The organism is Fictibacillus sp. B-59209, assembly GCF_036216745.1.
GTDB lineage: Bacteria > Bacillota > Bacilli > Bacillales > Fictibacillaceae > Fictibacillus_C > Fictibacillus_C marinisediminis.
This window is the reverse complement of the sequence record NZ_JARMMC010000005.1, coordinates 306570-322692: the sequence shown is the minus strand read 5'-3', so window position 1 is coordinate 322692 and position 16123 is coordinate 306570. Positions and strand designations below refer to the sequence as shown.

General features: G+C 43.2%; 19 protein-coding genes. 3 read left to right on the top strand and 16 right to left on the bottom strand.

Annotated elements, in window-relative coordinates:
- Positions 1-98: 98 nt before the first annotated feature.
- The 5 genes from P4361_RS04070 to queD form a co-directional block, all read right to left on the bottom strand.
- Positions 99-599 carry a DUF84 family protein gene (locus tag P4361_RS04070; protein WP_053357525.1) on the bottom strand — a complete coding sequence of 167 codons (501 nt, stop codon included), beginning with the start codon at positions 597-599 and terminating at the stop codon, positions 99-101.
- A 20-nt stretch (positions 600-619) separates the two neighbouring features.
- Complete coding sequence (locus P4361_RS04065) at positions 620-1684, bottom strand: M42 family metallopeptidase (protein WP_091003836.1); 1065 nt, start codon at positions 1682-1684, stop codon at positions 620-622.
- A 97-nt stretch (positions 1685-1781) separates the two neighbouring features.
- A complete protein-coding gene (queC, locus tag P4361_RS04060) occupies positions 1782-2453 on the bottom strand; it encodes a 7-cyano-7-deazaguanine synthase QueC (RefSeq protein ID WP_328088382.1) in 672 nt (223 codons plus the stop codon).
- A gap of 1 nt (position 2454) precedes the next feature.
- Positions 2455-3186, bottom strand: a complete 732-nt coding sequence (locus P4361_RS04055) for a 7-carboxy-7-deazaguanine synthase QueE (protein WP_328088381.1) — start codon at positions 3184-3186, stop codon at positions 2455-2457.
- Complete coding sequence (queD, locus tag P4361_RS04050; protein ID WP_256226313.1) at positions 3170-3652, bottom strand: 6-carboxytetrahydropterin synthase QueD; 483 nt, start codon at positions 3650-3652, stop codon at positions 3170-3172. Before queD ends, P4361_RS04055 begins: the two co-directional genes overlap by 17 nt.
- A 243-nt stretch (positions 3653-3895) precedes the next feature.
- On the opposite strand from queD, the gene P4361_RS04045 reads away from it, so the two are divergent.
- On the top strand, positions 3896-4225 hold the full coding sequence (locus P4361_RS04045) for a hypothetical protein (RefSeq protein ID WP_328088380.1): 330 nt from the start codon (positions 3896-3898) through the stop codon (positions 4223-4225).
- A gap of 36 nt (positions 4226-4261) precedes the next feature.
- On the opposite strand, the gene P4361_RS04040 is transcribed toward P4361_RS04045, so the two are convergent.
- The 3 genes from P4361_RS04040 to trmB form a co-directional block, all read right to left on the bottom strand.
- On the bottom strand, positions 4262-4804 hold the full coding sequence (locus P4361_RS04040; RefSeq protein WP_328088379.1) for a hypothetical protein: 543 nt from the start codon (positions 4802-4804) through the stop codon (positions 4262-4264).
- Between the two features lie 121 nt (positions 4805-4925).
- Positions 4926-5759: a YtnP family quorum-quenching lactonase gene (locus P4361_RS04035; RefSeq protein WP_328088378.1), complete on the bottom strand. Its 834-nt coding sequence runs from the start codon at positions 5757-5759 to the stop codon at positions 4926-4928.
- A 117-nt stretch (positions 5760-5876) separates the two neighbouring features.
- On the bottom strand, positions 5877-6524 hold the full coding sequence (gene trmB, locus P4361_RS04030; protein ID WP_328088377.1) for a tRNA (guanosine(46)-N7)-methyltransferase TrmB: 648 nt from the start codon (positions 6522-6524) through the stop codon (positions 5877-5879).
- A 201-nt stretch (positions 6525-6725) separates the two neighbouring features.
- Here trmB and P4361_RS04025 point away from each other — a divergent pair, with 201 nt between their 5' ends.
- Positions 6726-7010 carry a YtzH-like family protein gene (locus P4361_RS04025; protein WP_256226317.1) on the top strand — a complete coding sequence of 95 codons (285 nt, stop codon included), beginning with the start codon at positions 6726-6728 and terminating at the stop codon, positions 7008-7010.
- A 48-nt stretch (positions 7011-7058) separates the two neighbouring features.
- On the opposite strand, the gene P4361_RS04020 is transcribed toward P4361_RS04025, so the two are convergent.
- The 7 genes from P4361_RS04020 to thpR all read right to left on the bottom strand — a co-directional run bounded on the left by P4361_RS04020 (position 7059) and on the right by thpR (position 13758).
- A complete protein-coding gene (locus P4361_RS04020; RefSeq protein ID WP_328088376.1) occupies positions 7059-7853 on the bottom strand; it encodes a phosphotransferase family protein in 795 nt (264 codons plus the stop codon).
- Positions 7854-7995: 142 nt separating this feature from the next.
- Positions 7996-10167: a type I pullulanase gene (pulA, locus tag P4361_RS04015; protein ID WP_328088375.1), complete on the bottom strand. Its 2172-nt coding sequence runs from the start codon at positions 10165-10167 to the stop codon at positions 7996-7998.
- 198 nt (positions 10168-10365) lie between these two features.
- Positions 10366-11301 (bottom strand): diacylglycerol kinase family protein, encoded by a 936-nt coding sequence (locus P4361_RS04010; RefSeq protein ID WP_328088374.1) that lies wholly within the window; start codon positions 11299-11301, stop codon positions 10366-10368.
- A 54-nt stretch (positions 11302-11355) separates the two neighbouring features.
- Positions 11356-12102, bottom strand: a complete 747-nt coding sequence (locus P4361_RS04005; protein WP_328088373.1) for a hypothetical protein — start codon at positions 12100-12102, stop codon at positions 11356-11358.
- Between the two features lie 36 nt (positions 12103-12138).
- Positions 12139-12822 (bottom strand): LrgB family protein, encoded by a 684-nt coding sequence (locus P4361_RS04000; protein ID WP_328088372.1) that lies wholly within the window; start codon positions 12820-12822, stop codon positions 12139-12141.
- Positions 12809-13174: a CidA/LrgA family protein gene (locus P4361_RS03995; RefSeq protein ID WP_328088440.1), complete on the bottom strand. Its 366-nt coding sequence runs from the start codon at positions 13172-13174 to the stop codon at positions 12809-12811. The genes P4361_RS04000 and P4361_RS03995 overlap by 14 nt, the downstream gene beginning before the upstream one ends.
- An 8-nt stretch (positions 13175-13182) precedes the next feature.
- Positions 13183-13758, bottom strand: a complete 576-nt coding sequence (gene thpR / locus P4361_RS03990; protein ID WP_328088371.1) for an RNA 2',3'-cyclic phosphodiesterase — start codon at positions 13756-13758, stop codon at positions 13183-13185.
- 150 nt (positions 13759-13908) lie between these two features.
- On the opposite strand from thpR, the gene cysK reads away from it, so the two are divergent.
- Positions 13909-14844 carry a cysteine synthase A gene (gene cysK / locus P4361_RS03985; RefSeq protein ID WP_091003800.1) on the top strand — a complete coding sequence of 312 codons (936 nt, stop codon included), beginning with the start codon at positions 13909-13911 and terminating at the stop codon, positions 14842-14844.
- Between the two features lie 50 nt (positions 14845-14894).
- On the opposite strand, the gene P4361_RS03980 is transcribed toward cysK, so the two are convergent.
- Positions 14895-16073, bottom strand: coding sequence for an MFS transporter (locus P4361_RS03980; RefSeq protein WP_256226325.1), 1179 nt, complete (start codon positions 16071-16073; stop codon positions 14895-14897).
- Between the last annotated feature and the right edge of the window lie 50 nt (positions 16074-16123).

Below are 16123 nucleotides of genomic sequence, written 5' to 3'. Positions count from 1 at the left end.
AAGAAAAAAGGGGCTGTCCAAGAAGTCTGTAAGCTGTTGATTTCCGTTCCAGGCTGCTCGCTTTCCGCGGNNNNTTCTGGACAGCCCCTTTTTTTCTGCTATCTTTTTTGATAATACTCGTATTGCCCGTAGAGCATCTTGACAATATGTTCAAACATCTCGTCTCTCGAAAGCCGGCCATTCGTAAAAATTCCGATGGCACCCGCTTTTTTTCGAATGTCTTTATCTGATGTGAAGCTGGCCATCACATCGCCTAGTTCATGGCCTTTTCTGATTGGTTCAGCGATTTCCTCCGGCAGCGGAATCTTTGCACCGCTTGCCACGAGAACGTTCCCTTCCCTGTCAGACAAAGCCCCCCAGTTGCATAAATAAAGTGTTCCCTCAGTCTCTGAAACACCGCCTTCTAAGCCGAATCCCAGCTCTGCACCGTTTTTAACACAAGCCTTTGCCCGGTTAACGGCTCCCAGCCTAGTCTCCTCGTCGGAGAAAGGCTGGGGAGAAACGCCAGAAGGCACATCCATCGATTGAACAGGCTCGTTCACTACATGTTCAACCGCTTTTATTTTTGCGGGATTTGCTGAACCTACTGCAAACTTCATAACATCACCCTTGTTTGCTGTTAATCGTTCAATATACTGTTCAATGTTGTTTGATCTGTGCTCTTTACGAGCTTGATCAGCAGTTCTTTTGCTGCCGCATAATCATCAATATGGACGATGGATCCGTGCGTATGAATATAACGGGAACAAATACCTACTACGGCTGAAGGAACTCCTTTTCCTGAAAGGTGGACACTTCCTGCGTCCGTTCCACCTGGCGAAACAAAGTATTGATAAGGAATTTTGTTGGTTTCAGCCGTATCTAAAATAAAGTCTCGAAGCCCTTTATGCGTGATCATCGTACGATCTAGGATACGAAGCAAAGTTCCTTTTCCCAAATGGCCAAACTCGTTTTCATTGCCTGTCATGTCGTTGGCCGGACTTGCATCCAGTGCATAGAAAATATCAGGCTCAATCAGGTTGGCGGCTGTTTTCGAGCCCCTGAGACCAGCTTCTTCCTGGACTGTAGCTCCTGAATAGAGCTGATTCGGCAGTTTCGTATCCTTTACTTCTTTTAGAAGTTCGATCGCCAGGCCTACGCCATAACGGTTATCCCACGCTTTAGCAAGAATCTTTTTGGGATTGGCCATCGGTGTGAAAGGACAGATCGGCACAACCTGCTGTCCTGGACGGATGCCGATTTTCTCAGCATCTTGCTTGTTGTCTGCACCGATATCAATATACATGTGCTTGATATCCATTGGCTTCTTCCGCTGTTCCTCAAGAAGCAGATGAGGCGGTACCGAGCCAATCACACCAACGACAGGACCCTGATCCGTGATGATCTGAACTCTTTGTGCGAGCAGGACCTGGCTCCACCAGCCGCCAAGCGTTTCAAAATGGATCATACCAGTTTTCGTAATTCTTGTTACCATAAAGCCGACTTCATCCATATGGCCGGCGACCATTACTCTTGGCCCTTCGCCATGCTTCACACCAAAGATGCTGCCAAGTCCGTCTTGAATAATCTCATCGGACAGCGGTTCAATTTCTCTTCTGACAAACTTCCGGACTTCATGCTCAAATCCCGGAGCGCCAGGAAGCTCTGTTAATGTTCTAAACAACTCCAGCGTTTCAGTATTCATTGTTTCTCCTTTCGGAAAGCTAGTATATGTATATCCCTATTGTAACGCTGGAAACAATAATTTTCCAATGCAGCAATAGGGGTGGTTGTTCAAATAATTATTTATAAGGAATCGGATCAGCGGCGCCTGCTTCTTCAAATCCTTTTAAACGCAGCTGACAGCTGTCACATTCTCCGCACGCTTCTTCTTCTCCGTTATAACAAGAGGTCGTCAGACGGTACGGGACTTCCAGTTCAAGACCCTTTTCGATAGTCTCTTTTTTCGTTAAATGCATAAGAGGTGCACAGATTGAAATCTTTTCACCAGTTGTTCCTGCTTTTGTTGCCAGGTTGATGGTTTCATTCATGCTTTTAATGAATTCAGGACGGCAATCTGGATATCCGCTGTAATCAACTGATGACACACCGATATAAACAGCTTCAGCACCAATCACTTCCGCATAAGCACTCGCCAGTGAAAGAAAAATCATATTTCGGGCCGGTACATACGTTGATGGAATTTCTTCCTTGTCATCCTTTTCAGTCGGCACATCAATCGAGGAATCTGTCAATGCACTGCCGCCGATCTGATTCAGAAACGCGATATCCACAATACGGTGTTCATTCACGTTATAATGTTGGGCTACCTTCTTTGCCTGAAGCACCTCACGGCTATGCCTCTGACCATAATGGAAGGTTAGCGGATACAGCTCATACCCTTCATTTGCCGCAATCCCCATACAAGTTGTACTGTCCAATCCACCGCTTAAAACAATAACCGCTTTTTTCATCTTATACCCCTCTCTTATCCGGATGCCAAATGATTTTATGGAGCTGCATACTGACTTTGATATCTGACATGCGCTCTTCAAGGACTTTGTTTACAAGCTTTTCAGGCGGCATTGTTTCCCAGACCGGACTGAACAATACCTGTCCTTGTTTGTGATGTTGATTGACTACAGTTGCAGCAAGTTCAAAATCTTCATCACTGCCGATTACAAATTTAATTTCGTCCTGCGGTTCCAAATGATCGAAATTCTCATGAACCATGCGATCCATCTCTCCAGAAGCCGGCAGTTTATAATCCATTACAAACCTTGCTTTGTTTTTAATTAATGGGTCGCTCTCCCTTAATGACTGAAACGATTCAAGAGCAATAGCACCATTGGTCTCTATATGAATATCTTCAATTCTTTCAATTTCCGCCATCGCTTTTAAGAGCGCAGCCGATTTTTCTCTGTGGATCAGCGGCTCCCCGCCCGTAAAGCAGATCCGTTTTGATGCAAAAGAATTGATTCTCTGAATGATTTCTTCTATCGTTGCCTCAAATTCCGGCTTGGCTGGCGCATAGCTATAAGGAGTATCACACCATGTGCAGCGTAAGTTACAATGAAATACACGTACAAAAATGGTTGGAAAGCCTGCGGCCATTCCTTCGCCTTCAATAGTCTCGAAGATCTCTACCATCGGGACTTTCCACTGGGAGTAGACATCTGAGGATGGTAAGTTAAAGTGATTCGGCATGTTCCATCCACTCCCTTTTTAAGGTCGCATAGCTCGTGGGGGTTTCATATAAAACGATTTCTTCCAATCGGAATCCTTTATCTTTCCAACGATATTCCGTTAATTTTTTATCAAACTCTTCCCAGATCCAAACGATCATATTTTCAGCCGTTGTATTCATCGGCGGCAGCACTTCATTTAAATAACGATGATCAAGCCTGCTCTCGATCGCCTCTTTATAAATTTTCTTAATGTCCCCAAAATCCATTGAGATTCCTACAGGGTCAACGAATCCGCTAATCGTTAGCACCAGCTTATACGTATGCCCATGCAGATTCTTGCATTTCCCTTCATAACAGTGAAGGTGGTGGGCGGCGTCAAATGTGAATTCTTTCGTTACAGCTACCCGTTTATGATGATACTTCAGCTTGCTTCGCTCAATATCCTCATCTATTTTTTGAACCTTTTTTGGAATTTCAAACTCCATATATTTTCATCCTTCCAAGAACATGGATAACCAATAAAAAAATCCCCATACAAACAGACGTATCGGGAGAGAGTGAAAGATTTTATAAGTTTCCACGCTCCCTAGTTTTTTTTAGCGAGGGGTGGGAATTTCGAACCCTCATTCATTGACTGCCCTTTAAGAATAGCAAAAAAGTCAGAAAAACTAAAGCTTTCTGTTATACTGGATGGGGAAAAGCTTACATAAGAAAAGGAGATGCTGAAAATGAAAGCAAGCAAATGGATTCTTGCCGGAGTCGCAGGCTTCGCAGCAGGATATGTAGCAGCAAAGCGAGCACCTCAGAACCTGACTCCTGAAAAAGCATTAAAACTGGTAAAGAGCCAGACCAAGGACGAATTTATGGTTACCGGTTCATGGATCAGCGTACATCCTGAGGAAGTAAAGCGTTTCGGGCTGCCGTTTACAGTATACAAAGGAGGCCTTTCCAGCATACTCAACTCCACCCTCACTCAATTTGATTTCATGATTGATGCCAAAACCGGAACGCTCCTTGATATCTCTAAACACGGTGAAAAAGCTAAAGTAATGGTATAGACACAAAAAAGCGCCGCAAACACTGCGGCGCCTTTTTTAGTTAAAGTTTTTCATATGATTGTACAAATTGTTTTTAATTTTAAATTTAGTTGTTAGGTACTGGCCTTTCTCCCAAATGGTAAGGAGGTATAGCGGTAAAAGCAAGACAAGGGAAAGAAGCAGTATGATCACAACAAAATCCATCTTCGTGCCTACTTGATCCTCATGTGTTTTTTTGTACTGCTGCAGTTCTGGACCGGCTTTTGCCACTTCCTGCTCTGTCAGCATCTTATTGTCTTTCGCATTGTAAAAGACAATATCTTTGTGTTTGAAGTAAAAAATGTTATCTCTAAGTGTCTTGTAGGAACCCATGCCTACGACGATCTCAGAAGTATCAAGCTTTGGATCATTGTTCGGAACAGTCTTAAGATCTGTAATCTCAATACTGCCCTTCTTGTAATCGTAGTGCTTTTCTTTCAGGCCTTTTTCAATGGCTGCTTTCATTTCATTGTCTGCTGTCGCTCCAGCTGCAGAAGCGATAGAGGCAAAGGAAAAAACAAGAGTAAAAACGGATAATAGTGCAATAATCTTCCTTTTCATTATAATCCTCCTTGCTTTCAGTACAATTCCAATTCTAATTCTAATCTCTTCCATCATATCATATTTTTCCTTTTTATTTACCCGCTTGAATTTGGAAATAATGTGACGGATTTTTGACAACCTAATCCTTTGGGCGAGCAATTCCCTCGATCATCTTTCCTTGGTCATCCCACTTGACTGCTCTGTATACCGCATCATGGTAAAAAAAGTACCACGTATCTGGCTTGATCCATTTTTGTTTTTCATAAATCGAAGTCATTGGATAATCATCATAAGCAAGCACCCAAAGCGGATTTTTATGTGCATGGGTCGGCATGATATCACCCAGATGATAGAGCACGGTTCCTTCTGTCTGTATTTCAATAATGCTGTGGCCGTCACTATGGCCTCCGGTATGAATCATCCTGATTCCAGGCAGAGGCTCAAAGGATTCATTAAACGTTGTCACCTGATGCTCGATGGGCCTCCAATTTTCTTCCCAATATGTATTTCTTGAACGGATATTCGGATCCTTCAGTTCCTTCCATTCGGTTTCAGAGGTATAGATGACAGCGTTTTCGAAAACGGGCTTTAGTTCGCCGTCTGCCATTTTCGTTAATCCGGAGGCATGATCAAAGTGCATGTGTGTCATCAAAACAATATTAATATCCCCCGCTGACATGCCCAAGGCTTCAAGACTTTCTTCAATCACTGATTCTTCATGAACGCCATAGTTCCGCTTTTGTTTGTCACTTAACTTCCCGCTGCCTATTCCTGATTCAATGAGAATATTCTTTCCGAATCCCTGCAGCAAAATCGGTTCTGTTCGTAATTCAATCTGATTCAGCTCATTCACAGCATACTTTTTACTCCATAGCGGTTTTGGAACCACTCCAAACATGGCTCCCCCATCCATATGGGTTACTCCGCCATTCAGCCAAGTTAACGTTAACTTGCCTACCTTCCACTGATCCATTGTGAGACTCTCCTTTGCAACATTAAAAATAATCTGAATTCAGTGTACCATACTTTTTTTAATGCAAGCTACCTGCTGAATGTCTGAAACATAAAAAAACCCGGGAGTTATCCCGGGTTACTTTTTTGAACGGAATTGCGCTTCAGTCCGATAGATCCTGAAGCCTTTGGAAGAAAATTTCTCTTCGTATTCCGTCATGATATTGCCTTCATAATCACTTTTATGCAAATCAAGCCAGACTTGTTTTAGAATCATGCCATATTTTGAGAAACTGTGGAGAGAATACTCAAATAATCCCTGGTTATCGGTTTTAAAATGAATTTCTCCCTCGTCTTTAAGGATGGTTTCGAAAATGGAAAGGAACGATTCGTACGTTAGACGGCGCTTTTCATGCTTGTTTTTCGGCCAGGGATCCGAAAAGTTAAGATATACTCTGTCCACTTCACCCGGCTCAAAAAAATCAGTCAGCTTTTGGGCATTTTCTCTTATCAGTTTAACGTTGTCGATCTCTTCCGTAACAATTTTTTCCAATCCGGAGACAATAATGCTATCGTAAATTTCCATGCCGATATAGTTGATATCCGGATGAGCCTTTCCCATTCCTGTAACAAAACTTCCTTTACCCGTTCCTACTTCAATATGAATCGGACGATCGTTCCCAAAATATTCGTGCCATTTTCCTTTTAAATCAGCAGGATTCGGGGCAACAACCTCTGGATACTCATTTAGCTTTTCTTTTGCCCATGGTTTAAAACGCTGACGCATACTGATCTCCCTTTCTAACATCAAATACCATTTAACACCTTCGACATTTTAACATGAAACGCTGTTCAGAAAAAGGCTTCAATAAAGCCTACGTTCAAAAAAAAGAACCCGCAGCTTTACGTCGCGGATAAATTCTTCCGTATTCCATACCCTATGATTACTGAATTTCATCAACAGTTTAAAAGAAGGACGTGAAGATAAATGCCGCTTGATTATACCCATCAACTGACACTGTTAAGAGACATTCTTCAAGATCATCACACCGATTGCAAGGGCACGCCTCAGGAATGCGCCCAACTGGAACGCCTGGCTACCCGGCTGATGCAGCATGGAAGTTTAAATAATGAAATCAAGGATGTCTTGGGTCTCATTAACACGTACAGTCACGATGGTTCAACTCATGAGAACCTTGAAGAACATATAACAAATCATAAGCCCCATATCGAAAATTGGCTGAATACCATTCAACCCTTTCAAACTTCATAGCAAATTAACAGGGATTACCCGGGCAATAAATGGAAATTGTCGAATTTTTTAATTTATATAATAGCTTTCCTGCAAGACTTGCTTTAAAAAATTGTACCAGTATTCTTTTTCAGCTTCCTGTTTTCTCTCACTGTGCCAAAATACCGACAAAATGGTTTGTGCGATAATATACCAATGCATTCTCCGCTGAAGGTCCACGGTTAGTTCGACTCCATAGGTGGACAGCCATTTAGACCAATTTTCACGAGGAATATACCAGTATAGAAGCATACCAAGATCAAGAGCGGGATCAGCAATCATCGCACCATCCCAGTCTATAAGATATAACTCGTTGGTTTCGCTCAGCAGCCAGTTATTATGATTAACGTCACAATGGCAGACGACTTTATCATCATGCTGGATGACGTTTTTTTGCAATTTTAAATAACGGACAGCCTCCTTTATTTTTGGAGGACATACCTGTTCAGCCTGGATTTTCGTTTCAATATCATCAATAATCAGATCAGGAGTGAGCGGCTGTTTACCCAGGCGTTTTAACATATCAAGAAGTTCAGAAGACTTATGTATTCTGCCTAAAAGTCTCCCTATGCCATCATTCAGCATTTCAGATGCTTTTAATTCCCTTCCGTTCAGCCACTTTTGTGCCGTAATTACATCTCCGTTGCCCAATCTTTTTGTCCATAATAATTTCGGAACAATTCCTTCCGCAGAAAGTACCGCGAGAAAAGGTGACGAATTGCGCTTTAGAAAAAGAGTCTGATCTTCATATTTAGCTTGATATGCTTCTCCTGTTGCCCCACCAGCCGGCATAATCTTCCAGCCCTTGCCTAGTATGTGTTCCAAAACGTTCACCTTCAATCTCATGCGGAAAATTATTATGTCCTCTTTTATATCGGTTAACATACACTTTGTTTAAAATTTAAAACCTCTACGAATACATTATTTTAACACAGCCTGAAGAAAAATCGTACATATTTATGTTTCGTTAAAATTTTTCGCTATACTGAACGGCCATTGTAAATCCAAGTGGCGGAATGATGAGCGTATCGGCATCTGTTTTATACAGCCCATCCTCTTTCACTTCCATTGCCTCTGCCGTAACTGTCCATTGGCCTGGAAACGGCAGCTGGTAAACCTTCTCGCTCTGATGGCCGTTGTATAAAAGGATAATATGCTTCCATGAATCCAGCTCGCCTATGTTTTTGATCATGTACCCGAACAATCCATCAGGCAGGTATTGAAGAAGAGATAAGCAGTCGGCAATTACCTCAGGTTGATCGATTCGGAAGGCGGGATGCTTCTTTCTAATTTGAATGAGTTCAGCCACATATTGTACGTCTGCTTCATATTTTGCTTTCCGTTCCCAATCAAGCCTGTTGATAATATCACCCGATTTATAGCTGTTGCCGTCTCCTTGCTTTGTTCTGAAAAACTCTTGGCCTGCATGAATGAATGGAACTCCCTGTGAAAAGATAGCAAGTGCTGTACCGAGCAAATGCCGTTTTCGCAGGACTGTCTCTTCTTCATAGGGATGCAGCGCACGAAGCCGGTCCCATAACGTGTGGTTATCATGGCATTCAATATAATTAATGCTTTGGCCTGGTGTTATGAACAACCCTTGCTCTCCCGAATTTCCGAATGCATTTTCATACATCCCTGCAATTTGGGAGGCGTCCCCATTAATGAATCCTTCATGTACGTCATGAAAGATATTCCCTTTAACATGGTCACGGAAACGATCATTAAAGAATGAGATTCCCGGCATCTTAACTGCAGAATCAATACATGCCTTTTGGTCTTCATCCAGCCACGTATTCATCTTCCAGCCTTCTCCTAAAATAAAAACAGCAGGATTTACTTCCGCAAGTTCCCTGTAAATTTCGTTCATCGTTTTGATATCATGAATACCCATTAAATCAAACCGGAAACCATCTACTTTATATTCTTTCGTCCAAAACATCACTGAATCCATCATGAATTTCCTCATCATATATCGTTCTGAGGCTGTATCATTTCCTACGCCTGTTCCATTGACAGGATTCCCTCCATAATCAAACCTAAAGTAATAGCCAGGCACAATCTTTTCAAAATCAGATGTCTCCCTGATAAAAACATGGTTATAAACAACATCCATAATGACACGAAGACCATTTACGTGCATAGATGAAATCAGTGCTTTAAATTCCTTGATTCTTGAAATCGGATCTGCGGGATCGGTCGCATAAGAGCCTTCAGGCACATTGAAATGCAGCGGATCATAACCCCAGTTGTACTCCGTATCTGCCTTTGTTTCATCAATACTTCCGTAATCATTGACGGGCAAAAGCTGGACATGCGTAACACCCAGCTTTTTCAAGTGATCGATTCCTGTAACAGAATGGCCAGGACCTGCAGTGCCTGTTTCTGTAAACGCAAGGAATTTACCTTTATGCTGCATGCCGCTTAACGGATGAATAGAAAAATCCCTGACATGGACTTCATATATAATACTGTCTGTCTTTTTGATGGGAGGAGGGGAAAGAGCAGTATCCCAGCCCACAGGATCGGTCTTGCTTAAGTCGATCACAACTCCCCTTTTTCCATTGATCGTCACGGCTTTCGCATAGGGGTCCACAGCTTCATTGACCGCATGATTTACTCTGACAAGGTAACAATATTCATTTAAATGGTGATCACCTGCTATCTCCGTTTCCCATACCCCTCTATCTCCCAATCTCATCGGGTGTTCAAAGGCTGTACTCACACTCGTAAACAGCTTCAGCCGTACAGAAGAAGCGGTCGGCGCCCAGACTTTAAAACTGGTTTTTTCAGAGGTATACAAAGTGCCAAGATCACTTTTTTCATACGCGAAGACTTCATCAAACTCTTTTGTTCTTACAACCGCCCCCGTCTTTAACGGGATTCTTCCTCCGTTAGGGCACACAACCCAATAATCCCGTTGGATAGGAATTTTCTGATCAAGAACCATATGAAAAAGCAGCCGGTCCTCCAACCGCTGTTCAGAAATCTTTTTTAATGGGTAAACCCTTTCAAGGTCTGTTACGTAAAAATAGGCCTCCCTCGGCACTTCGGTAAAAATGACGAGTGTGACCATTGTAAATGTATCAAGATAGGCTTCGATCTGTTCTGCTTCCGCAACACGTTTATGATTGTTCAAAATGCCGATCCACCCCCTAAATAACCAATGCTTTCCGAGAATCATGCAGTATTCACCGTTCATTACAGTCTATGTATAACAGGCTCGTCGGGTTTTTTTGTCCAAAAAAACCCGACGAGCCTATCAGACGATACACTCTTCTTATTTTATCCAAATGATAGAAAAACAGAATTCACTTTGCTCAACTTTCCCGCGAAATTAAACTTTTATAGACAGTGCAGAGGGAATGACGGAACATTCAACAGGTGTTGTGCCGAGCAATTCTCCATCCGCCTGAACCGTTAACGGCTCTTTACTTGCTATGGAGATCCGTCTTCCTTCGAGAATGGTTACACCATCCAGCTCCTTATGGTTACCCGAGAATACGGTAACAAAGAGAAATAGCAGCTTTAATGGGTGCAGGCCGTGGACAATACACAGCTCAAGCAGGCCATCATCCGATCTTGCAGAAGGGCATATTTTCATTCCGCCCCCGTAATAGGGCATATTGCCGGCAGCGATCAGCCAAACCGATGAAAACTGGTGCTCGCAGCCATCCACAGTAACGGCAGCATCCACCGGTGTATAGGAAAAAAGAAGACGGAACATGCTTACGGTATAGGCAAAGTTTCCTGCACCGAAGCGCTGGAACCATTTCTTGTACCATGATCGATTGGTCAGCTTGGTCACTTCCCCGTCAAACCCGATTCCGGCTGTACTCACGAATAATTCATTTCGTCTTTTATTGCCTGGAAAGCTGAGTACCCCAGCGTCAATGACTTTTTTAGGGTTCATTTTATTTAAAAGGCGTCTTTTTAAAATATAGGCCAGACTCTTTTTCTTATTGAACCCCAACCCCCGAATAATGTCATTGCCAGATCCGCCTGGGAGAAAGCCGACCGGTACTTCAGGCATATCCTTCAGTCCGTTGATTACTTCATGGATGGTCCCATCCCCGCCTACCGTAATGATAGCTTCGATCTGATCCCGATTAATGTAGGAGATCTTTTTGGCAATTTCAAGCGCATGACCCTCACTCTCCGTATAGTAGGAGCGGTAAGGAACATCCTCGGCTGAAAGAATCTTTTTTACGGACTTCCAGGTTTTTTGAGCCTTTTTATTGTTTGCATGAATAATAAATAAATAGAGTTTCATTTGCAGTCCTTATCCTTTAAATATGAATAAGATAGAATTCGACATAGACCGTCATTACTCCTCTAATCTGCTGTTTCCTTCCCATTCCGGCTGCAGAAGGGAGTTGGTGACAGAAGCCTTTAGCAGGGCATCGATGAATTTTAATTGGTGGCTCTTCGGCGGGCTTGGATCACCAGCCACTCTGGTATACCAGGATCCAAAGGTACGCTTATCGACCACCTGGACATCACTCCACTTCGGCGGGATATCGACATAACCGTTCTGGCATAAAACTGCTTTTTTCAACTGCAGCCTGTCTTTGAAGGGCTCCAGATAAGGCTTAAGCACAAAATCCATTCTTTCCAGTGCGATAAAAGGATTGACTACCTTTTTACTCTTCTGTCCATCATCAGTACGCTTCCAAAAGTGTTTTGTGTCCTCCTGATAAATGGCATCTTTCCCCTCCAGCAGCACGATACACCAGATCGCCCCCGGCCCAGCCAGAATGACTTCCAATTCTACCGGTGCCGCTTTATGCAGGATAGCTGGTTTGTAAAATAAAAAATAGCTATCCGGAATTTTAGTAGTTAAAAATTGCAGCTGTTCGTCGTTCAAATAGCATGGGTCCAAATTTGAGAATTCTTTAACCGTCGAGCTTGCCCACTTAAGCTGGGAGGTAAAAATCTTTCTTGAAATGGAAGTCCTTTGATTCTTCCCTTCTTCAGCCCGCCTTTTTTTTAGCGCAACAAATCGGCTCTGGTAGTGATAAAGATTTAATTCATACCGAGACACATAGTCTTCAAGTTTTACGAGCTGAGCCAAATGCCATCTCCCTCTCCTTTTAATATTAAGGTGATTCTATAAAAACCATGCCGCAAAAAGCGGCACGAGAACGGAAGCAATAATGCAGCTCAATCCCATTGCCACTGAGCTATATGCCGCTGTTTCTTCACCGAACTCCATCGCTTTGGATGTGCCGATCGCATGGGATGACGTTCCAATTCCTAATCCCCTGGCCAGGGGAGTCTTCAGCCTCAGCCAGTTGAACCACCTTGGCGCAAAAACGGCACCGGAAATTCCGGCAATTATCACAAAAACAGAAGCAAGCGCAGGTGAGCCATGGGTTAATCGGGCAATTTCCATCGCGACTGGTGTGGTTACAGATTTCGGAAGCATGGAGAGGATGATTCTTTTGTTCGTTACGATCGCACTGGCAAAGAGAAAAACAGTAAGAACACCTACAAGGGTACCTGTAAATACGCCTACAATTATGGATACAAGGTGGCGTTTTAAACTTTCTCTGTATAAATACAGAGGATAAGCGAGAGCTACCACACCGGGTCCGAGCAGCTCTTCAATCCATTTTCCTCCTGCCATATACTTCTCATATGGAATATGAGTGAAAAGAAGTAGCAGGATCATGACAAACGTCGTTGTCAGAACAGGGATAAGAAAAGGCGAGTTCCATTTTTCATATACCTTTTTCATAGCGATAAAAAGGAGCACAGTTATGAGAATAAAAATAAGACTAGTCCAGAACATTGCTGACAGACTCCTTCTTTGACATGAGACGTTCACTCGACCAGCCTGTGGCAGCTACAACTAATAACGTAGATACCGCCGTTGCGGCAATGAGCAGCAGTCCTTTCACGGAAAAAAGGGTTGGATAGTTCATGATTCCTACAGTGACAGGAATAAAGAATAGCGGGAGATACGCTAACATAAACCGCGCTCCCGAACTTACCCATCTGCTTTTAAATTTCCCTGTACAGAGGGCTATAAACAATAAAATCATTCCGACAACACTTCCTGGAATGAATAAATGCAAGCTTTCTGATATCCAAACACCTAGCATATGAAACAAATACAAAACACCAATCTGAAATATAATCACAAAGGCTTTCAATGTTCGTCCTCTCCTTTAAGATTAAACTCTTCGATGACATTATACTTAGGCACTTTATCCAGGTGAGTTTCGTAAAGCACAATGGAGCGAACTTCAAACGTCAGCCCGGCAACCGGATTGATCATGTTTTCATCAAAAACGCTATTAATGGAGGCGTCAGCGTCCCCCCACCTCTTAGCAATAGTAATATGGGGAGAATACGGCCTGGTTTCTACCGGAAAGCCCGCTTTCTGGCAAAGGCCGTGTACCGTTCTCTGCAAAGTAAAAAGGCCCGCCTCTTTTTCTACTCCGAGCCAGAATATACGGGGCTGGCCCAGCTTGCCGAAAAATCCTGCTCTTGATACCGTGAGAGAAAAAGATGGAAGATCATGAATATTCATATGAAACGATTCTTTTAGATTGATAAGCTGATTTTGACTGGTTTGTCCAAGAAAAGCCAGCGTCAGATGCAGATCCTCTTGATGAACCCATTGTTTAAAAGGAAGCTTTTCTTTGAGCACTTCGGATAATTCACCAATCGTGCGTTTTACATGAGAAGGAATTGGAACGGCAGCAAAAATATGTCTATTCATACATTCTTTCATCTCCATTAAAAAGGAATTATTCCTATCTTACCAAAAAGCATCACCGTACAACCATCCAAAAGCTTTCATGTTTTATTTTAAAAGTTGGATTTGTTATACTTTTTGTAATTAGTTAAAGACAGGGATGTGCAAATCATCATGAAAGTTGTTCAAAACATAGCCGAATTAATTGGAGATACTCCTCTTGTCCGATTGAATCATATACCTGACCCAGACGGGGCCTCCATCTACGTGAAACTCGAATATTATAATCCAAGCCGGAGCCTAAAGGACAGGGCTGCCTATAACATGGTCATTGAAGCGGAAAAATCAGGTCAATTAAAACCTGGGGATACGATTATTGAACCGACATCCGGAAACACGGGAATCGGTCTGGCGATGAACGCGGCAGCCCGAGGGTACAAGTCAGTGATCGTTATGCCAGATACAATGACGGCCGAGAGAATCAATCTTCTCAAAGCTTATGGTGCAGAAGTCGTGCTCACACCAGGAGACGAAAAGATGCCTGGGGCCATCAATAAGGCAAGAGAACTGCTGGCCGAAAACCCTGAAAACAGTTTTATGCCAATGCAGTTCGAAAACGCTGCGAATCCAGATGCCCACCGCACAACCACTGCCGTTGAAATCATTGAAGCGATGCAAGAGCTGAAAAAGCCGTTGAGCGCCTTCGTTGCTCCTGCCGGCACGGGAGGTACCATTACCGGGACTGGCGAAACACTAAAAGCGGCTTTCCCCGATATGACAGTGCATGTGGTAGAGCCGGCGGGTTCTCCTGTTTTATCAGGAGGCAAACCAGGCAAACATAAGCTGGTAGGAACCAGCCCTGGTTTTATACCGTCAATCTTAAATCAGAACGTCTATGACGAAATCATAAATGTAGAGGATGAACCAGCTTATACGACCGTCAGAAGACTCGCTGCAGAAGAAGGTATCCTCGTTGGCCCTTCGTCCGGGGCAGCAGTCTATGGTGCGGTTCAAACCGCCAAAAAGCTTTCCAAGGATGACGTGGTTGTCTGTATCACCTGTGATTCTGGAGAGCGTTATCTATCCACTGATCTGTTCCAATTCGAATAAAAAGAAAAAAGACGGCTCAAGGTCCACATGTGGGATCATGAGCCGTCTTTTTATACACCAGAACTGAGTCCAAGCTTATCTTTGGACTGCAGCCGCATTAATATTCCAATCATAAAGAGGCCTGCAAAAGAAAGAATACCGAAGAAAAGATAGGTGTTGAAGATTGAATACTTATCAAAGATAATGCCTCCCAAAAACGTACAGAACCATGAACCGAGTCCATTACCTACGGCAGTATATAAGGAAACCGCTGTAGCCCGCACATCAGAGGGAGTATTCTCCCGGATGTATTCCATTGCCGCCGGAATAAACAAACCGACGGAAAAGCCCTGGACAACAGTCGTTAAGAGTACAACAGTGATTGACGGCTGAAAGAAATAAAAGGTCCATCTTAAACCAGAAACCGCTGCCGCAAACATCATGATTTGGATAACACCATACTTTCTCAGTGCGATGCCCGACAGTTTCATGAATGGCGCTTCACTGCCAGCCGCAAGCAGGAATGCGATACCTACTCCAGTCAGGGTTCCGCCAATTCCCTGGATATAAAAGCTGAAATAAAAATTGTTCGCAAAGATAGGACCAAAAATAAGAAATGTGGTTATTAAAAACACCATATACTTCGGCATTCTAATCAACGCAGAAAGGCCGGAAAGCAAATCCACTTTCAGCAACTCACCTTCTCTCGGCATGCTTCTAATCAGCAGCAAACAAAGAAGCAAGCTTAGAGCGAACGAATAAAAGATGATGGAAATGCCCGACATCTCCGATAACTTTCCCATAATGAATACAGCTACTGCAAAACCAATCGCCCCAAACAGCCGGTAATTCCCGTACTCCTGGTTAGTCTGGTTTACGTAATTCAAAAGAATACTGTCTGATATCGGTACGATCGCACTTTGAAATAACGCCAGCAGGATCAGTATGATGAACAGCCAACCGTACGTGCCAATAAACAGCACGGCATAGCCGATTAATCCCGTAAGAAGAAGCGATACAGCGAGTACATGCTTCGGCTTTTTCGTATAATCTGTAATGATTCCCCACATCGGCTGCGCAAAAATCATCACTATAGGGCTTAATGACATTAACGTACCGATCTCAGTTCCCGAAAGCCCGGCCTCTTCCTTAAAGTAAACACCGAGCAAAGGAAACAAGCTGCCAAAGGCAAAGAAAGTAAATAAATAAAAACCTTTCAGGCTTAAAGAAGTTCTTTTCTGACTAACCACTTTTGTCCCTTCTCCCCAATCCCTTTTCTCTCAATCAAACGTATGGACAC

Bases quoted from the DNA above. Each gene is read 5' to 3' on its own strand.
- P4361_RS04065 (WP_091003836.1), bottom strand. From the start codon at position 1,684: ATGAATACTGAAACGCTGGAGTTGTTTAGAACATTAACAGAGCTTCCT.
- queC (WP_328088382.1), bottom strand. From the start codon at position 2,453: ATGAAAAAAGCGGTTATTGTTTTAAGCGGTGGATTGGACAGTACAACT.
- trmB (WP_328088377.1), bottom strand. From the start codon at position 6,524: ATGCGTCAGCGTTTTAAACCATGGGCAAAAGAAAAGCTAAATGAGTAT.
- P4361_RS04035 (WP_328088378.1), bottom strand. From the start codon at position 5,759: ATGGATCAGTGGAAGGTAGGCAAGTTAACGTTAACTTGGCTGAATGGC.
- P4361_RS04055 (WP_328088381.1), bottom strand. From the start codon at position 3,186: ATGCCGAATCACTTTAACTTACCATCCTCAGATGTCTACTCCCAGTGG.
- P4361_RS04025 (WP_256226317.1), top strand. From the start codon at position 6,726: ATGCCGCTTGATTATACCCATCAACTGACACTGTTAAGAGACATTCTT.
- P4361_RS04040 (WP_328088379.1), bottom strand. From the start codon at position 4,804: ATGAAAAGGAAGATTATTGCACTATTATCCGTTTTTACTCTTGTTTTT.
- thpR (WP_328088371.1), bottom strand. From the start codon at position 13,758: ATGAATAGACATATTTTTGCTGCCGTTCCAATTCCTTCTCATGTAAAA.
- P4361_RS04000 (WP_328088372.1), bottom strand. From the start codon at position 12,822: ATGTTCTGGACTAGTCTTATTTTTATTCTCATAACTGTGCTCCTTTTT.
- queD (WP_256226313.1), bottom strand. From the start codon at position 3,652: ATGGAGTTTGAAATTCCAAAAAAGGTTCAAAAAATAGATGAGGATATT.
- P4361_RS04010 (WP_328088374.1), bottom strand. From the start codon at position 11,301: ATGAAACTCTATTTATTTATTATTCATGCAAACAATAAAAAGGCTCAA.
- P4361_RS04045 (WP_328088380.1), top strand. From the start codon at position 3,896: ATGAAAGCAAGCAAATGGATTCTTGCCGGAGTCGCAGGCTTCGCAGCA.
- P4361_RS04070 (WP_053357525.1), bottom strand. From the start codon at position 599: ATGAAGTTTGCAGTAGGTTCAGCAAATCCCGCAAAAATAAAAGCGGTT.
- cysK (WP_091003800.1), top strand. From the start codon at position 13,909: ATGAAAGTTGTTCAAAACATAGCCGAATTAATTGGAGATACTCCTCTT.